Here is a 16346-nt window from a genome sequence, read left to right as displayed (position 1 = left end):
GGCGCCCGAGGAGTACCATACCCTCGCCGCCGCTCCTCCTCCCCATAGCATCTGGGTCACAGTGCGCAATCGCGCACAAGGCGGGTGACGACAACTGAATATGACGCGGCATTCTCGCGGCATGTTCTGCCCGAGGTTTGCATCTCGTTTGTCGCCCTCTCCAATCTGAGGGCGCAGGGAAGACCGGGTGCGCGCCGCACCCGCGGTCTCGTGTGCTGTTGCGCATAGCAAGAGATGCACACGAGCATACAGGTTCGGCGGGAGCATCCCGGCCTTGCCTGCGCAATGGCTTTACGGCTTATACGTGCTCTCCCCGGCGAACGGCTTTTTTGCCACCGTCGCCCCCGAGAAGCCTGGCTTCTCCTGGGACTTGATGCCAGCACCGCGAACATCAGGACCACACGACTTCGCCGTACGCTTCCGGCGCGCAACGTCTATCGCGCCATCTTCGTCCATCGCATCTCACTGCACGCTGGTGACGATGGCCGACGCCCCTCATCTGCGGTGAGACGAGCGGGATTATGCCGGAGATTTGGGTGAGAACGGAAGCGGTATATTTTTGATTCTGCGTCTTGACGCGATTTCTGAAAAACGAAAGTGAGTTGCCCGTCGGGCAATCGCATCGCAGATGGGACGTAGCGGGAACGGTGTCCCGGGGTCGCTTCGCTCGCCCGGGCTACGCTAGATAATCCCGTCTCTCCGCAGCGACGCGATCGTGTCCGCATCGTAGCCGATATCGGCCAGCACGCGGTCGGTGTGCTCGCCGAGCGTCGGCGGACGCGCTGTTATTTCGCCTGGCGTCTCCGACAGCCGCACCGCGGCGCGCACGGTGGGCGCAGGCGTCGGCAGGCCGGGATAGTCGACGTCCTGCATGAAGCCGGTGGCGCGGATGTGCGGATGCTCCAGCGCCTGTTGCGGGCTGAGCACCGGACCGGCGGGGATCATCGCCTTGCCGAGCGTATCGACGGCTTCCTGCGTGGTGCGCCCGGCGCACCAGCACGCCATCCGCTCGGAGATGACAGGCCCGTTGTCGCCGCGCTTGATGTCGTCGGCGAAGCGCGGATCGCTCAGCCAGTGATCCTCGCCCATCAGGCGAGCCCAGCGGATGAACAGCGGATGTCCCGTAACCTGGCACAACACCCAGCCGTCGCTGGTGCGATAGATGTCGGCGGGCGCCGCGGTCTGGCCGAGATTGCCTGTCGGCACGCGGTTGGCTGAGATCACCGCCTGCTCGATCAACGTCGCATTGGTGAAGGACAGCGCGGTCGCGAGCAGCGCGCCCTCGACGATCTGGCCGCGCCCCGACTTGCCACGCTCGATCAGGGCGGCGAGCGTGCCGAAAGCGCAATGCAGCGCGGTGCCAAAATCGACCCAGTTGACCGCGGCGCGGTATGGCGGATCGCCCTTGCCGGTCATATAGACCGCGCCCGACATCACCTGGCCGACGCCGTCGAAGCCGACGCGGTCGGACCACGGTCCGGGATTGCCGAAGGCGGTGGCCGTGGTCAGGATGATGTCCGGCTTGACCGCCTTCAGCGATTCATAATCGAGCCTCATCGCTTGTAGCGTCAGCGGCGGCAGATTGGCGACCACGACGTCCGATGTCGCCACCAGGCGGCGCATCACCTCCTGCCCCTGCGGCTTCATCGGATCGAGCGTGATCGACTTCTTGTTGCGGTTGACCTGCAGGAACAGCGCCCCCTCGCCGCCTTCGCCGACCGGCGCGACAAAGCGGTCCTCGCTGCCGCTTCGTCTTTCCACGCGAATGACTTCCGCGCCGAACTCCGCCAGCAATGTCGCGCAATAGGGCCCCGCGATATAGCGTCCGAAATCGAGGACGCGAACGCCCTCCAGAACTCCCCCCATCGATCTTTCCCTTTTTATGTCCGCCGGTTGCGCCGAAGCTTGTAGCAGGTTGATGAACGAATTGGACGACCATACAATCACCGATCTCCATCGAACGGAACAACCTTCATGACCACGACTGCAAAACGACCCTATCGCGGTGTCTTCCCTGTTGCTCCGACCATCTTCGATGCGCGCGGCGAACTTGATCTCGAAGGGCAGCGCCGCTGCGTCGATTTCATGATCGACGCCGGCTCGAACGGCCTCTGCATCCTGGCCAATTTTTCCGAGCAGTTCGTGCTGACCGACGCCGAGCGCGAGCAGGTGATGCATGCGGTGCTGGAGCACGTCGCGGGCCGTGTGCCGGTGATCGTGACCACGACGCATTTCAGTTCGCGCGTCTGCGCCGAGCGCAGCCGCCAGGCGCAGGACGCGGGTGCGGCGATGGTGATGATCATGCCGCCCTATCACGGCGCCACTTTCCGCGTGCCGGAAAAGGCCATCGTCGAATTCTTCCGCACCGTCTCCGACGCCATCGACATCCCGATCATGATCCAGGATGCGCCGGTTGCGGGGACGCCGCTGTCGGTCGACCTGCTCTCGCGGATGGCGCGGGAAATCGCGAACGTCCGCTATTTCAAGATCGAGGTGCCGATGGCGGCGTCGAAGCTGCGCGACCTGATCGCGGCCGGCGGCGACACCATCGAGGGACCGTGGGACGGCGAGGAAGCCATCACGCTGATGGCCGATCTCGACGCCGGCGCGAACGGCGCGATGACCGGCGGCGGTTACCCTGATGGCATCAGGCAGATCATCGATCCCTATTTCGCGGGACGGCGGGACGACGCGATGGCCGCCTATGCGCGCTGGCTGCCGCTGATCAACTACGAGAACCGCCAATGCGGCCTGCAGACGGCAAAAATCCTGATGAAGGAAGGCGGCGTGATCGGCTCGGATGCGGTGCGCCATCCCCTGCAGAATGTTCGCGCCGAGGCGCGCGCCGGTCTGATCGAAATCGCCCGCCAGCTCGATCCGGTGGTGCTGCGCTGGGGCAAGTAGCGGGCAGATCGCGCCGGAAGAGGCGTGGTTCCTGACGTCCGACCAGCGTGACAGGCCGGAACCCTTTCGCCGTCCATCCCGCTCCGCTCGAAATCAGGTTCTCCCATATCCGCTGTCCTCCTGGATCAGCGCCTGCGGACGGTCGCGCCGACGCCGCAACCGCTGCCTTGCAATCCCTCAATATATGATTATCGTCATATAATAATCACGCGACCCAACAGGAGCCTCCGATGTCCGAACGCCCCGATCCCGTCGTCATTCTTTCCGCGGCCCGCACGCCGCTTGGCCGCTTCATGGGCGAATTGTCCCCGTTCAGCGCGCACAAGCTCGGTTCGCATGTGATTGGGGCTGCGCTTCAGCGCGCGCAGCTCGATGCCGCCCGCATCGACGAGGTCTTCATGGGCAATGTGCTGCCGGCCGGACAGGGCCAGGCGCCGGCGCGGCAGGCCGCGCGCGGCGCCGGACTGCCCGATGCCACAGGCGCCACGACGATCAACAAGGTCTGCGGCTCCGGCATGAAGGCGACCATGCTGGCGCACGACATCATCAATGCCGGCTCGGCCTCGATCGTGGTGTCCGGCGGCATGGAGAGCATGAGCAACGCGCCCTATTTGCTGGCCAAGGCGCGCGGCGGCTACCGCGCCGGCCATGACCGGATCATCGACCACATGATGATGGACGGGCTGGAGGACGCCTACGAGACCGGCCGCTCGATGGGCGATTTCGGCGAGGCCACCGCGGAAGCCTATCAGTTCACCCGCGGGGATCAGGACGCCTATGCGATGGAGACGCTGAGCCGCGCCCGCAAGGCGGTCGAGGTCGGCGCGTTCACGGCCGAGATCGCGCCGGTTACCCTGACCGAAAAGGCCGGACCGCGCGTGATCGCCAATGACGAGCATCCGCTGAAAGTAGACCCCGCCAAGATTCCCGGCCTGAAGCCGGTGTTCCGGGCGAACGGCACCATCACGCCCGCCGCCTCCTCCGCCAATGCCGACGGCGCCGCCGCGCTCGTTTTGGCCAAACGTTCCCTCGCCGACCGCGACGGCCTGCCGGTGCTCGCCGAGATCAAGGGCCACGCCACCCATAGCCAGGAACCGCAATGGTTCACCACCGCGCCGATCCCGGCGATCCGCAAGCTCCTCGACAGGGTCGGCTGGAGCGTCGCCGACGTCGACCTGTTCGAGATCAACGAAGCCTTCGCGGTCGTCGCAATGGCGGCGCAGAAGGACCTCGGCATCCCCAGGGAAAAACTCAACGTCAACGGCGGCGCCTGCGCGCTCGGCCACCCGATCGGGGCCACCGGCGCGCGGCTAATCGTGACGCTGCTGCATGCGCTGGAAGCGCGCAACGCCAGGCGCGGTATCGCCGCACTCTGCATCGGCGGCGGCGAGGCGACGGCGATCGCGGTCGAGCGCGTCGTTCGATGATCACATGGGAACAAGCAAGCGGTGCGGCGCGTCCCGCACCGCACTGCAACAACGTTCGGAGATTTTAATCGCAAAAATTCGCTGCGAGGCGCGCTAACCAGACGTAAGATCGGTCCCCCCAACGACATCTTGTCCCAGGAGTGACCATGGTTAGCCAGCCCTCCCCGACCGGTCCGTCCGACTATCTCGAGAGCCTGATGCAGGCTGGCCAGTTCGCCGCGAAGCAGTTCGAGGATGCGCTGTCGGCGGCGGCGGGTGTTGCCGGCCCCCCTCCGAAGGAAGGGATCATGCCGTCGTTTGCCGAGGCGGCAAACCTGCAGCAGCAATACTGGTTTCCGATGCTGGATTTCTGGCGGGGATTCTTCAGCGACAAACCGGCATCGAACGGTTCATCCACGAAAGCCGCGCCCGGCGACCGGCGCTTCAAGGACGATGTCTGGAGCCAATCGCCCTATTACGATTTGCTCAAGCAATCCTATCTGACGGGTTCGAAGCAGCTGGCTGAGTTTGTCGACCAGGCCCAGGTCGACGACAGGTCGAAACTGCAGCTCCGCTTCTACGCCCGCCAGTTCATCGACGCGATGAGCCCGTCGAACTTTCCCGCGACCAATCCCGAGGTCATTCGAGCGGCGATCCAGAGCCGCTCGGCGAGTCTTTCGGCCGGGATGAAGAACCTGATCGAGGACATCCAGAAGGGCCGCATCACGCGCGTCGACGAGTCGGCCTTCGAGCTCGGCCGCAATCTCGCCACCACCCCCGGAACGGTCGTGTTCGAGAACGAGCTGATCCAGCTCATTCAATATACGCCGCAGACGGCCGAGGTCGAAAAAACCCCTCTCCTGATCGTGCCGCCCTGCATCAACAAATATTATCTGCTGGATCTCGGCGCGGGCAATTCGTTCGTCGAGTACGCGGTGGCCCAGGGCCATCAGGTGTTCCTGATCTCGTGGAGGAGCGCGGTCACCGAAACCCAGTATCTGAAATGGGACGACTATCTCAACCTCGGACCGCTGAAGGCAATCGATGTCGTGCGCGAGATCACCGGCGTCGACCGCATTCACGCCCTCGGCTTCTGCGTCGGCGGCACGATATTGAGCTGCGCCGCAGGCGTGCTGGCGGCGCGCGGAGAAGACAAGCTCACGACCATGACGCTCCTCACCACGATGATCGACTTCTCCGACACCGGCGAGATCGGTCTTCTGATCGATGCGCCCTCGGTCGCGCTGCGCGAGGCGACGATCGGCGCCGGCGGCATCCTGCCCGGCAAGGAACTGGCCTTCACCTTCGGAACGCTGCGCGCCAACGACCTGATCTGGCGCTACGTCGTCGACAGCTACATGAAGGGCGCACCGCCTGATAGTTTCGATCTGCTGTATTGGGATTCCGACAGCGTAAGCCTGCCCGGGCCGATGTATTGCTGGTACACGCGCAACACCTATCTCGAAAACAGGATCAAGCAGCCAGGCGCCACCACGCAGTGCGGCGTGCCGGTCGACCTCTCGAAGGCCAAGGCGCCGGTCTACATCCTTGCTTCGCGCGAAGATCACATCGTGCCGTGGCAGAGCGCCTATCGCTCCAAGGGCCTGATCGGAAGTGCCCCTCGTTTCGTGCTGGCGGCCAGCGGCCACGTTGCCGGCGTGATCAACCCGCCGGCGAAAAAGAAGCGCAGCTACTGGACCAACGATAATCTCGGCGGCGACGCGCCGGATTGGCTCGCCAAAGCTGACGAGAAACCGGGAAGCTGGTGGCCTGATTGGGATGCGTGGATGAAGCGTCATTCCAGCGGCAAGGTTGCCGCGCCAAAGCAGCCCGGCAACGCCACATACAAAGCCGTCGAGGCGGCGCCGGGGCGCTATGTGAAGCAGAAATCCAACTGATATTCGCAACCTTCTGTCACGCGAGCTTCGACCGTTTCAATGGAGAAGCAGAACATGTCGGTCCCCTGCAAGTTCGAACAAAGCCTGCTCAACCACGAGGAAAATGAGACGGTCAGCCGCACGCATCATCCCGCGATCTACGATGCCGGGGCGTCCGACCTTGCCGATCTGCGATCCCGTTTGCGCACGATGCACGACAAGGAACGCACGCTCAGCCGGCAAAAGCGGCGGGAAGTCCGCGGCAAGGCCGGGGCTCGCGGCACGAGCTTCCCCGGAACCGCCGAGCGTCCGTCGCAACGCAAGCAGGTCTTTGCCGCGGCATTGAAACGGGTCAACAGGGAGCTCAGACGTCTTCACAAGCTGACCGCCCGGACCGCCCATGTCGAAGCGGCGCAAAAGGCGCTCGCGCTGCGCCGCGCCGCGAACTTCGTTCCCTACCCGTCCGCCGGATCGACTTCCAGCGAAGGCATGGCGCCGCGCGCGAGCATGCGCCGGCGGAAGATCGTCACCGGCGCAAAAGTCGGCCGCGTGTCGCAGGCGACGAAAGTCGCCCAGGCCAGGCGCGATGCGCGGGGCGCTTGAGCCGCCACCGCCGAGGGAACAGTTCGTAACATTGCGGGCGCCCGGGTGCGTCAAGTGGGCAACGGTTGGCGTCTATCCTGATTGATGGCGTCGACCGGCCGTGGAGAACGGGAAGCAGCCGGCCAAAGGCGCTCGACGGGCCGCGATCGGATTGTTAAGCCGCCCGCTGAGGAGACTTTGAGTCGAGACATGACCGTTGCGATCGAGATGGGGCACACGACCGCAGGCGCCTCGGCTACTCTGGACCTTGAGGAACTGCTGGCCACCCGCCTGCTGGTGCAGGGCAATTCGGGCTCCGGCAAGTCGCACCTGCTGCGCCGGCTGCTGGAACAGAGCGCGCCCTGGGTGCAGCAGACCATCATCGATCCCGAGGGCGACTTCGTGACGCTGGCCGAGCGATTCGGCCACCTCCTGATCGATGCCGAGGACCATACCGAACGGGGCCTGCAGGTCGCCGGCGAGCGCGCGCGCATCCATCGCGTCTCCACGGTGGTCAATCTCGAGGGGCTCGACGCCGAGAACCAGATGCGCCGCGCCGCCGCCTTCCTCGGCGGGCTGTTCGACGTCGCCCGCGACCACTGGTACCCGATGCTGGTCGTGGTGGACGAGGCGCAGCTGTTCGCGCCCGCCGTCGCCGGCGAGGTTTCGGACGAAGCGCGCAAGCTCTCGCTCGGCGCCATGACGAACCTGATGTGCCGCGGCCGCAAGCGCGGGCTTGCCGGCGTCATCGCCACCCAGCGGTTGGCGAAGCTCGCCAAGAACGTCGCGGCCGAGGCGTCCAATTTCCTGATGGGCCGGACCTTCCTCGATATCGACATGGCGCGCGCCGCCGACCTTCTCGGCATGGAACGGCGGCAGGCCGAGGCGTTTCGCGATCTGGAGCGCGGGCAATTCATGGCGCTCGGTCCCGCCCTGTCCCGCCGTCCGCTCGGCATGCGGATCGGCCCGACGGATACCACGCCGCGCAACGCGACCCCGCGCCTGCTGCCGCTGCCGGAAGCGACTGCCGATACCCACGCCATCATCCTGGCGGCGCCGCCGCCCGAGAACGTCAGGCCGCAGCGCCGGTCACCGCCGCCGGACCTGCTTGGCCAGTTGATGGCGGCGAAGACCGCAGCACAGGAAATCCGTCCCGAAGAGACGGAGCAGCCGCCAAGCGCCGAGGAACTGGCTGAACGGCGCGACCGACTGGACCGTATTTTGCGCGCCATCATGGCGGAACCCGAGGCCGGATTCCGCGCCATCGGCGTGCTCTATCAGGAATTCGTGGTGCGCTGCCGGATCGAGGGCCTCGGTTCTGACGTGCCCGATCTCGCTGACTTCCGCCGCATGCTGACGCGCGCCCGCGCCGGGCTCGGCTCCGAGATGGCTGACGATGACGGCTGGCAGGATGTCTCGGTCCGCGCCTCGCTGCTGCCAGAGGAAATGCAGGGCGTCTTCATGATGATCGCTCGCGCCGCGAAGGAAGGCTGGCCCTGCCCGGGCGATGCCGCGATCGCGCGCGCCTACGGCTCGCATTCGCTGCGCCGTGCGCGGCGCCTTTTGACCTACATCGAGGAGCAGGGCCTGATTGTCTGCCAGCTCGACGGCGCCGGCCGGCGGATCGTGACGCTGGTCGAACTGGCCTGGGCCACCGCCCCCGGCGACCCCAATGCCGAGGAAGCCCCGGCGGAACAAGGCTGCAGCCCCTAATCCTGATGCGCCGGCCGATGGCGCCTGTCCCGCTCTACGGATATGATTGTGCGGGCCGTCCGTTGCGTCCTCGCTGAAAAGGAGTTTGGGCGTGAGCGTCGCCTTCACCAAGGAAGACAGTGCCGAAACCGCGTCGGAGACATTGCTCCCCGACCGCCCGATTTCCCCTCACCCCAACCTCGTTACCGAAGCGGGCTTGAAGGCGCTTGAGTTTCAGCTCCGGGAGGCTCAGGAGGCCTACGAGACCGCGCAGAAGATCGAAGACGTCAACGAGCGGCGGCGGCAAGCCGCGACGCCGTTGCGGGATGCCCGCTATTTTGCGGCGCGGGTTCGGACGGCGCAAATCGTCCCGCATCCGACATCCACCGACACCGTCGCTTTCGGCAGCACCGTGACCTTCCGCCGCGACGACGGACGCGTGCAGAAATATCATATCGTGGGAGAGGACGAAGCCGACCCGAAGGCCGGCTCGATTTCCTTCGTGTCGCCGGTGGCACGGTCCCTGATGGGCAAGACGGTCGGCGATGTCGTCGGCGCATCCGGTCAGGAGCTGGAGATCATGGCGATTTCCTGAGCACCGCGCGCGACGCCGCCGATCAGCCGCTTTTGGTCCGCATAACAGCAACAATGACAAGTCTGGGGAGAGCAAGAATGAAAATGACAAGAAGTGCGGCGGCGAGCGTCGCGCTCGCGCTGCTGTTGATTATCGGAGTGACCTCGATGTCGGTGGCCAAGACGTTCGTCTACGTATCGAACGCGCAGGACGGCAACATCGACGGCTACGTCATGGATACGAGCACCGGTGCGCTGACGCCGGTCGGCAAGACCGAGGCCGCCAAGCTGGTGATGCCGATGACGGTGAGCCCGGACAAGAAGTATCTCTATGCCGTGATACGCTCGCAGCCGACACGCGTCTTGACCTACGCCATCGATCCCGCGACTGGCGCGCTCGCGCAAAAGGCATCGGCGCCACTTCCCGACAGCATGCCTTATGTATCGACCGATCGTACCGGGCGCTATTTGTTCACCGCCTCCTATGGCGGCGACAAGCTGGCGGTAAGCCCGATCGGCGAGAACGGGCTGGTCGAAGCCGACGCGATCCAGGTCATCGCCACCGGCCGCAATGCGCACGCGATCCTGCCCGACCGCAGCAATAAATTCGTCTATGCAACCACGCTCGGCGCCAATCAGGTGCTGCAGTTCACCTTCGACAGCACGACCGGCAAGCTCACCGCCAACGAGCCGCCGGCGGTGAGCCCTGATGCCGGTCATGGCCCGCGCCACATGGCGATCTCGGCCGACAACAAGAACCTCTACGTGCTCAACGAACTCTCGGGACACGTCACGCAATATGCTGTTGATGCTGCCAAGGGAACGCTGAAGCTGATCGAGAGCATCGGCTCGGTGTCGGCGGAGGCCGGCCTCGCCTGGGGCGTGCCGCAGGCGCCGGCCGGCACCGCTGCGGCGGCCGCACCGGCTGCGAAGGATGACAAGCCGAGGATCTGGGCGGCCGACATCCAGATCGCGCCCAACGGCAAATTCCTGTATTCGACCGAGCGTACCAGCAACAAGATCGCCCTGTTCACCGTGGCGGCCGACACTGGCAAGCTTGCCTACGTCGCCAATTTCGCGACCGAGGCGCAGCCGCGCGGCATCAAGATCGATCCGAGCGGCCATTACCTCGTGGCGTCAGGCGAGAAGTCCGACCGCCTGTCGGTGTACAAGATCGACCAGAGCACCGGGAAGCTGGGCGAGCCCAGCCGCTACCCGGTCGGCAATGGCGCGAACTGGGTGGAGATCGTCGACGTGCCCTGAGCACGCGCGCGCCGACCGGCGACGGCCCCTGAGAGCTGCAAAGCCCCGGAGCGACCTCCGGGGCTTTGGCTATCTCGCACCGCCATCCATGCGACATATCAGCCGCGCCGGCTTCCCTTCCAGAAGGCTGCGAGTTGCTGCAAGCTTCCGACATATTGCCTTGCGATTCGCCGATTTCCTGAGGAGCCATGAACGAGACGCTGATATCCGCCTGCATGCTGTTTCTCGTTCCGGCAACGCTCCTGTTCGGCGCCCTGGGCGTCGCCAATTCGTCCTTTCTCAAGATGCTGGTCTGCCTGCTCGGCGTCGCCACGTCAGGCCTGTGGTTCTACCGGATCTGGTGGTGGACCAACCTGTCCCTGATCGACCGCAGAACAGCGCTTGGTCTCGCCGGCATGTATGCGGGGGCGTGGCTGGTCACGTTCCTGGTGCAGATCAAGAACGTGTTCTCGCGCTGACGGCGGCCGCTGCAGCCCTCACATCGCCGGCGGGTTCACCGCCAGGGCTGGAAAGCCGATGGCCTCGCCGTAGGGCGACATGCGGTGCGTGTGGAAGAACAGTTCGACCAGCCGCCCTCGTTTGCCGGCAAGGGAAAAAATATACTCCGGCGACTCCGCCTCCATCTCGGCGATCAAAACCTTTGCGATGCGATCGACCCGGCTCGAACCATGCTCCCAGCCGAAGCCGACGCCGAGCTTGTTGGCCAGCGCCTCCAGCATGCCTTCCCGCGTATTGACGACGATCGCCGGCGCCGGGCGCAGCCCAGCCAATCGGAACGCTTTGTCCACCGTGCGCTGCGCCGAAGAGTCGCGGGAGCGAAACACCAGCGGGTGCTCCATCAGAAGGCCACATCCCGGGCTCGCATGAGGCGCCCGACTACGCCCATGTCACCGTGACCGGCGGGCAGATCGTGATCCACCAGTGCTCGTTCCTCTACGCCGGCCCGCGCTTCTCGCTGCACGACAGGGCCGCGCTCGACGGCACGATCGGCTGAAGACGAGACGATTTTGCTGCGAACGGATCGCAGCTCGGAAAGCCTGGCCTCTTGATGCAAATCAACTCACCAACGCCTTGGCAGGAGTAGGAAAAAACGGCAATAACGCGGAGTTTCAAGGCGCCGGTCGAGAAGGCACATCGCTCATGCATTTCGGGAACCTGCTGCTGCGCCCCACTCGCAATATTGCCAGCGTCCTCCTCTCTGTCGCATTCAGCATGCTCCCTTCGCTGTCGATGGCGGAGGCAGAGGTGAAGCTGAGCGAGGCGCAGGCCCGCAATATCGGCGTGCGCGTGACGCATCCGGTGTCGAGCCGCACCGACCTGACGCTGCCCTATCCGGCCCAGATCGTGATTCCTACCCCGCAATTATGGGTCGTCAGCGCGCCGTCGGCCGGCATGGTCATCAACCTGGGGGTCGGGCGCGGCGATCGCATCGCGGCGGGCCAGCCGCTCGTCACGCTGGAAAGCCCCGGCTTCGTCTCGCAACAGCGTGACTATCTGCATGCGGTCGCACAGGAGGTTCTCGCCTCGCAGCAACTCAAACGCAACGCAGACCTGTTCGAAGGCAAGGCCGTGCCGCAACGCGTGCTGGAGGCGAGCCAGGCCGAGGAGCGCCAGGCCAGCATCGTGGTGGCCGAGCGCCGGCAGATGCTGCGCCTCAGCGGACTGTCCGATGACGCGATTTCCAGGCTGAGCAACGAAGCAGCGATCAGCGCGACGCTGACGGTCAAGGCGCGGCAGGCCGCTTCCGTGGTCGATATCGCGATTTCGCCGGGTCAGCGGGTTGAACAATCCGCGCCACTGGTCAAGCTGGCGCGGCTGTCGCCGCTGTGGGCCGAAATCGCCATTCCGGCGTCGAACATCCGGGCGATCCGTACCGGCGCAAACGTCGAGATCGAAGGCTACGCGACGCTGGGCAAGGTCGTGCTGGTCTCCGAAACAACCGATCCCGCGACCCAGACCATTCTGGTGCGCGCGGAAATCCCCAACAACGGCGAACTGCATCCCGGCCAGACGGCGGCAGCCCGCATCGGCTTCCTGTCCGCCGACGAAAGCGCCTGGGAGATACCCTATAGCGGGCTGGTCCGGCGCGGGGAGCAGACCTGGGTGTTCGTCGCCATCGACGGCGGCTTCCGTCTTGTCCCGGTCGCGCTTCTCGCGGAGGATCAGGACCACGTCGTCGTGTCCGGCCCCATCACCGACAAGAACGAGATCGCCATCGGCGGCATTTCAGCGCTTCGCGGCATGCTCGCGGGTCTGGGACAATAGATGCTCCAGCGTCTGGTCGCATTCGCGCTTTCACAGCGCCTGTTCGTGGTCCTTGGCGTGCTGCTGTTGATCGGCGCCGGCGCCGTCGTCCTGCCAGGGTTGCCGATCGACGCCTTTCCGGACGTCTCGCCGGTTCAGGTGAAGATCATCATGAAGGCGCCCGGCCTCACCCCCGAGGAGGTCGAGCAGCGCATTACGGTTCCGATCGAGCTCGAGCTGCTTGGGCTGCCGAACAAGAAGATCCTGCGCTCGGTCACCAAATATGCGCTGGCCGATATCACCGTCGATTTCGAGGACGGCACCGACATCTATTGGGCGCGCAACCAGGTTACGGAACGGCTGTCCAACATCTCGCGCGATTTCCCCGAAGGCGTGAGCGGCGGACTTGCGCCGATCACCAGCCCCCTGGGCGAGATGTACATGTTCACCATCGACAGCCCCGAGCTTTCGCTGGCCGAGCGGCGTACGCTGCTCGATTGGGTGATCCGCCCTGCGCTGCGAACCGTTCCGGGCGTAGCCGACGTCAATTCGCTCGGCGGCTATGTCCGCGCTTTCGAGATCGTTCCGCGCAACGAGGCGCTCGCCGCCCGCGGGATCTCCTCCGAGCTGTTTCGCCGCGCCATCGAAGCCAACAGCCGCAATGACGGCGCGGGCCGCGTCAACCAGGGCGAGGACAGCGCGCTGGTGCGGATCGAAGGCAGCATCCGCGCCATCGACGATATCCGCGCCATCGTCGTCGACACCCGCGACGGCATCCCCATCCGCGTCAGCGACGTCGCCCGCGTCCAGGTCGGCGCGCTCACCCGCTACGGTGCGGTCACGGCTGACGGTCGCGGCGAGACGGTGGAAGGGCTGGTGCTCGGCCTGCGCGGTGCCAATGCGGGCCAGCTCGTCCGCGACGTCCGGGCGCGGCTCGCGGAGTTACAGCCGTCATTGCCCAGGAGCGTGTCGATCAACGTGTTCTATGACCGCAGCAATCTGGTCAACCGTGCCGTCGGCACCGTGGTGCGGGCGCTCGGCGAAGCCACCCTGCTCGTGATCGTGCTGCTGCTGCTGTTCCTCGGCAACTGGCGCGCCTCGCTTGTGATTGCGCTCACGCTGCCTCTCGCCATCATCATTGCGCTGATCGTGATGCGCGCGGTGGGGATGTCGGCCAACCTGATGAGTCTCGGCGGCCTTGCCATCGCGATCGGCATGCTGATCGACGCGCTCGTGGTCGTGGTCGAGAACATCGTCGGCAATCTCGGCAAACACGATCCCGGGAAAACCACACCGCTGATCCACGTCGTGTACCGCTCGGTCTGCGAAGTGCTGGAGCCGGTCGCCTCCGGCGTCCTGATTATCATCATCGTCTTCGTGCCGCTGCTGACCTTGCAGGGGCTGGAGGGAAAACTCTTCATTCCAGTCGCGCTCGCGATCATTTTCGCTCTGGCCGGCTCGCTGCTGCTTGCCTTGACCGTCATCCCGGTCGCGACGTCGTTCGTTCTCAAATCCGCGTCGCATGGCGATCCCATGCTAATCCGTGCGGCGCAGCGGGTCTATGCGCCCGCGCTCGGCTGGGCGCTGAACAACGAGCGCAAGGTCGTCGCCGCGGCGCTGATCGCCCTGGTCGCCGCGGGTTTCGCCTACACCAGGCTCGGCAAGACCTTCATGCCGACCATGGACGAAGGCGACGTCATCGTCAGCGTGGAGACACTTCCCTCCGTCAACCTCGACGAGTCGCTGGCCATCAACGGCAGGCTGCAGGCCGCGCTGCTGAAGGTGCCCGACATCGCCGGCATCATCGCCCGGACCGGATCGGATGAACTCGGCCTCGATCCGATGGGACCCAATCAGACCGACACCTTTCTGGTGCTCAAGCCGTCCGCGGAGCGGCAAACCGGGGATCGCGAAGCCCTGCTGCAGAAGCTTCGCGAGGTGCTGGCCGGTTTTCCCGGCATTTCGCTCGGCTTCACCCAGCCGATCGACATGCGCGTGCAGGAGATGATCAGCGGCGTGCGCGGCGACGTCGCGGTCAAGATCTTCGGCCTCGACATCGCCAGGCTCAACGAAATCGCGGCGAAGCTGTCGGCCATCCTGTCCAGCATCGACGGTGCCGAGGACGTGTACACGACGCTCAACGAAGGCGCCCAGTACTACACCGTCGCGGTCAACCGGATGGAAGCCGGACGCCTCGGCCTGTCAGTCGATTCCATCAGCAATGCGCTGCGCACCCAGATCGAGGGCCGGACGATCGGGACGGCTATCGAGGGAGGACGCCGCACGCCGATTCTGGTCCGTGGCAGCGAGATGACGCGGGAGGCGCCGACGCTGCTGGCGAGCCTGCCGCTGACGCTCTCCTCCGGCCAGCATGTCGCGCTGTCGCAGGTTGCACGAATCCAGCGCATCGATGGCCCGGTCAAGATCGACCGCGAGGACGGCAACCGGATGAGCGTGGTCCGGGCCAATGTCCGCGGCCGTGACATGGTCGGATTCGTCGAAGCGGCCCGGCAGAAGGTTGCCGCGGAACTGCCGCTTCCGAGCGGCTACCGGCTGACCTGGGGTGGGCAGTTCGAGAACCAGCAGCGCGCCGCCGCGCGGCTGTCCGTCGTGGTGCCCGTCGCGATCGGCCTGATCTTTGTGCTGCTGTTCACCACATTCGGCTCGGTGCGACAGGCCGTGCTGGTGCTGCTCAACATCCCGTTCGCCCTGATCGGCGGCGTCTTTGCACTGGTTGCGAGCGGCGAATACCTGTCGGTTCCGGCGTCGGTCGGGTTCATCGCGCTGCTCGGCATCGCCGTTCTCAACGGCGTCGTTCTGGTCTCGTATTTCAACCAGCTCCGTGCCCACGGCCTCAGCGAGGAAGACATCGTCGTCGATGGCGCGAAGCGACGGCTGCGGCCGGTGCTGATGACGGCCAGCATCACCGCGCTGGGATTGATTCCGCTGTTGTTTGCCTCCGGTCCGGGATCCGAAGTGCAGCGACCGCTCGCCATCGTCGTGATCGGCGGCCTGTTGTCCTCGACCCTGCTCACCCTGGTCCTGCTGCCGATCCTGTACCGCCGCTACGGCAACGCCGCAAAGGGCGCCAAATGCTTGACGATCCGGTCTGCCTCACGCTGATCGTAGCGCGCCAGCTTCGCGATGAGCTGTTCGACTACCTTGCCGAACAGGCCGACCTGGTGACGGGATTTACGGCATCGGATGCCGCCGGCCATGGCGCCGAAATCCGGTTGCACACCGCCGCCGAGCGCGTGAGGGGGCACGCTGACCAGGTCGTCGTGCGGGTTGTCCTGTCAAGGATCGATGCCGACCGCCTGCTCGACCGGCTCCGGGGTCCGTTTGCCGGAACAAAGCTGGTCTACTGGATCCTGCCGCTGGCGGATTTCGGCATCATCAACTGACGGGCGGAGCCAGGGCTTTCGCTGGACCGAGCGCTGTTACCGCTACCTCATCCGCATTTGAGACAGATCAACCTCCTCGCCCGGCCGTTGGACGACAATGATCCGGTCCCATTCGGAGGCTCAGCAATGACCCGCAACCTTGGACGCGTCGATCAGTTCTTCCGTATCGTCATCGGTCTTGCCTTCGTCGCCTTTGCCTTGAGAGACGGATTTCCGGGCGTGGAAGACGTGGCGGCGGCTGCGATAGGCATGGTTCTCCTGCTCACGGCGTTCTTCTCGTATTGCCCGCTCTACAGCCTTCTTGGCGTTTCGACCTGCCGCAAGACCGATCAAGCCACATGAAGCGACCTGGAGTGGCCGTGGAGGCCCATTTGCGCGCGGTCGTGGCGAGCAGCGAAGTG

Annotated in this window: 14 protein-coding genes; 12 read left to right on the top strand and 2 right to left on the bottom strand. The window is 65.2% G+C overall.

Features of this window, described 5'->3' with window-relative positions; all coding sequences use genetic code 11:
* Positions 1 to 681: 681 nt before the first annotated feature.
* The gene (locus tag V7E26_RS14475) at positions 682 to 1866 is read right to left on the bottom strand and encodes a CaiB/BaiF CoA transferase family protein (RefSeq protein ID WP_324417079.1); all 1185 of its coding nucleotides are present in this window, start codon (positions 1864 to 1866) and stop codon (positions 682 to 684) included.
* Between the two features lie 108 nt (positions 1867 to 1974).
* On the opposite strand from V7E26_RS14475, the gene V7E26_RS14470 reads away from it, so the two are divergent.
* The 8 genes from V7E26_RS14470 (at position 1975) to V7E26_RS14435 (ending at position 10755) form a co-directional block, all read left to right on the top strand.
* Positions 1975 to 2904, top strand: a complete 930-nt coding sequence (locus V7E26_RS14470) for a dihydrodipicolinate synthase family protein (RefSeq protein ID WP_324417077.1) — start codon at positions 1975 to 1977, stop codon at positions 2902 to 2904.
* Positions 2905 to 3134: 230 nt separating this feature from the next.
* A complete protein-coding gene (locus V7E26_RS14465) occupies positions 3135 to 4331 on the top strand; it encodes a thiolase family protein (RefSeq protein ID WP_324417075.1) in 1197 nt (398 codons plus the stop codon).
* A 146-nt stretch (positions 4332 to 4477) separates the two neighbouring features.
* Entirely contained in the window at positions 4478 to 6208 is a 1731-nt protein-coding gene (locus V7E26_RS14460) for a PHA/PHB synthase family protein (RefSeq protein WP_324417073.1), read from the top strand.
* A 54-nt stretch (positions 6209 to 6262) separates the two neighbouring features.
* Positions 6263 to 6790, top strand: a complete 528-nt coding sequence (locus V7E26_RS14455) for a hypothetical protein (RefSeq protein WP_324417071.1) — start codon at positions 6263 to 6265, stop codon at positions 6788 to 6790.
* Between the two features lie 189 nt (positions 6791 to 6979).
* Positions 6980 to 8482, top strand: coding sequence for an ATP-binding protein (locus tag V7E26_RS14450; RefSeq protein ID WP_324417069.1), 1503 nt, complete (start codon positions 6980 to 6982; stop codon positions 8480 to 8482).
* A gap of 91 nt (positions 8483 to 8573) precedes the next feature.
* Positions 8574 to 9056: a transcription elongation factor GreA gene (greA, locus tag V7E26_RS14445; protein WP_324417067.1), complete on the top strand. Its 483-nt coding sequence runs from the start codon at positions 8574 to 8576 to the stop codon at positions 9054 to 9056.
* A 77-nt stretch (positions 9057 to 9133) separates the two neighbouring features.
* Positions 9134 to 10297, top strand: coding sequence for a lactonase family protein (locus tag V7E26_RS14440; protein WP_324417065.1), 1164 nt, complete (start codon positions 9134 to 9136; stop codon positions 10295 to 10297).
* Positions 10298 to 10485: 188 nt separating this feature from the next.
* Positions 10486 to 10755 (top strand): hypothetical protein, encoded by a 270-nt coding sequence (locus tag V7E26_RS14435; protein ID WP_324417063.1) that lies wholly within the window; start codon positions 10486 to 10488, stop codon positions 10753 to 10755.
* Positions 10756 to 10773: 18 nt separating this feature from the next.
* Here V7E26_RS14435 and V7E26_RS14430 read toward each other — a convergent pair whose 3' ends face one another.
* Complete coding sequence (locus V7E26_RS14430; RefSeq protein WP_324417061.1) at positions 10774 to 11136, bottom strand: LysR substrate-binding domain-containing protein; 363 nt, start codon at positions 11134 to 11136, stop codon at positions 10774 to 10776.
* 301 nt (positions 11137 to 11437) lie between these two features.
* On the opposite strand from V7E26_RS14430, the gene V7E26_RS14425 reads away from it, so the two are divergent.
* From V7E26_RS14425 to V7E26_RS14410, 4 genes are all read left to right on the top strand, one after another.
* Positions 11438 to 12562 carry an efflux RND transporter periplasmic adaptor subunit gene (locus V7E26_RS14425; RefSeq protein WP_442893401.1) on the top strand — a complete coding sequence of 375 codons (1125 nt, stop codon included), beginning with the start codon at positions 11438 to 11440 and terminating at the stop codon, positions 12560 to 12562.
* Positions 12563 to 15664, top strand: coding sequence for an efflux RND transporter permease subunit (locus V7E26_RS14420; protein ID WP_324417059.1), 3102 nt, complete (start codon positions 12563 to 12565; stop codon positions 15662 to 15664).
* The gene (locus tag V7E26_RS14415) at positions 15634 to 15945 is read left to right on the top strand and encodes a DUF3240 family protein (protein ID WP_324417057.1); all 312 of its coding nucleotides are present in this window, start codon (positions 15634 to 15636) and stop codon (positions 15943 to 15945) included. The genes V7E26_RS14420 and V7E26_RS14415 overlap by 31 nt, the downstream gene beginning before the upstream one ends.
* 126 nt (positions 15946 to 16071) lie before the next feature.
* Complete coding sequence (locus V7E26_RS14410; protein WP_324417055.1) at positions 16072 to 16287, top strand: YgaP family membrane protein; 216 nt, start codon at positions 16072 to 16074, stop codon at positions 16285 to 16287.
* Positions 16288 to 16346 lie beyond the last annotated feature (59 nt).

Origin of the sequence: Bradyrhizobium sp. (assembly GCF_036735945.1) — a bacterium.
GTDB lineage: Bacteria > Pseudomonadota > Alphaproteobacteria > Rhizobiales > Xanthobacteraceae > Bradyrhizobium.
This window is presented reverse-complemented; position numbering and strand designations above follow the sequence as displayed.

Bases quoted from the DNA above. Each gene is read 5' to 3' on its own strand.
- V7E26_RS14440 (WP_324417065.1), top strand. From the start codon at position 9,134: ATGAAAATGACAAGAAGTGCGGCGGCGAGCGTCGCGCTCGCGCTGCTG.
- V7E26_RS14460 (WP_324417073.1), top strand. From the start codon at position 4,478: ATGGTTAGCCAGCCCTCCCCGACCGGTCCGTCCGACTATCTCGAGAGC.
- V7E26_RS14430 (WP_324417061.1), bottom strand. From the start codon at position 11,136: ATGGAGCACCCGCTGGTGTTTCGCTCCCGCGACTCTTCGGCGCAGCGC.
- V7E26_RS14410 (WP_324417055.1), top strand. From the start codon at position 16,072: ATGACCCGCAACCTTGGACGCGTCGATCAGTTCTTCCGTATCGTCATC.
- V7E26_RS14435 (WP_324417063.1), top strand. From the start codon at position 10,486: ATGAACGAGACGCTGATATCCGCCTGCATGCTGTTTCTCGTTCCGGCA.
- V7E26_RS14450 (WP_324417069.1), top strand. From the start codon at position 6,980: ATGACCGTTGCGATCGAGATGGGGCACACGACCGCAGGCGCCTCGGCT.
- V7E26_RS14470 (WP_324417077.1), top strand. From the start codon at position 1,975: ATGACCACGACTGCAAAACGACCCTATCGCGGTGTCTTCCCTGTTGCT.
- V7E26_RS14425 (WP_442893401.1), top strand. From the start codon at position 11,438: ATGCATTTCGGGAACCTGCTGCTGCGCCCCACTCGCAATATTGCCAGC.
- V7E26_RS14415 (WP_324417057.1), top strand. From the start codon at position 15,634: ATGCTTGACGATCCGGTCTGCCTCACGCTGATCGTAGCGCGCCAGCTT.
- V7E26_RS14420 (WP_324417059.1), top strand. From the start codon at position 12,563: ATGCTCCAGCGTCTGGTCGCATTCGCGCTTTCACAGCGCCTGTTCGTG.
- V7E26_RS14465 (WP_324417075.1), top strand. From the start codon at position 3,135: ATGTCCGAACGCCCCGATCCCGTCGTCATTCTTTCCGCGGCCCGCACG.
- V7E26_RS14455 (WP_324417071.1), top strand. From the start codon at position 6,263: ATGTCGGTCCCCTGCAAGTTCGAACAAAGCCTGCTCAACCACGAGGAA.
- V7E26_RS14475 (WP_324417079.1), bottom strand. From the start codon at position 1,866: ATGGGGGGAGTTCTGGAGGGCGTTCGCGTCCTCGATTTCGGACGCTAT.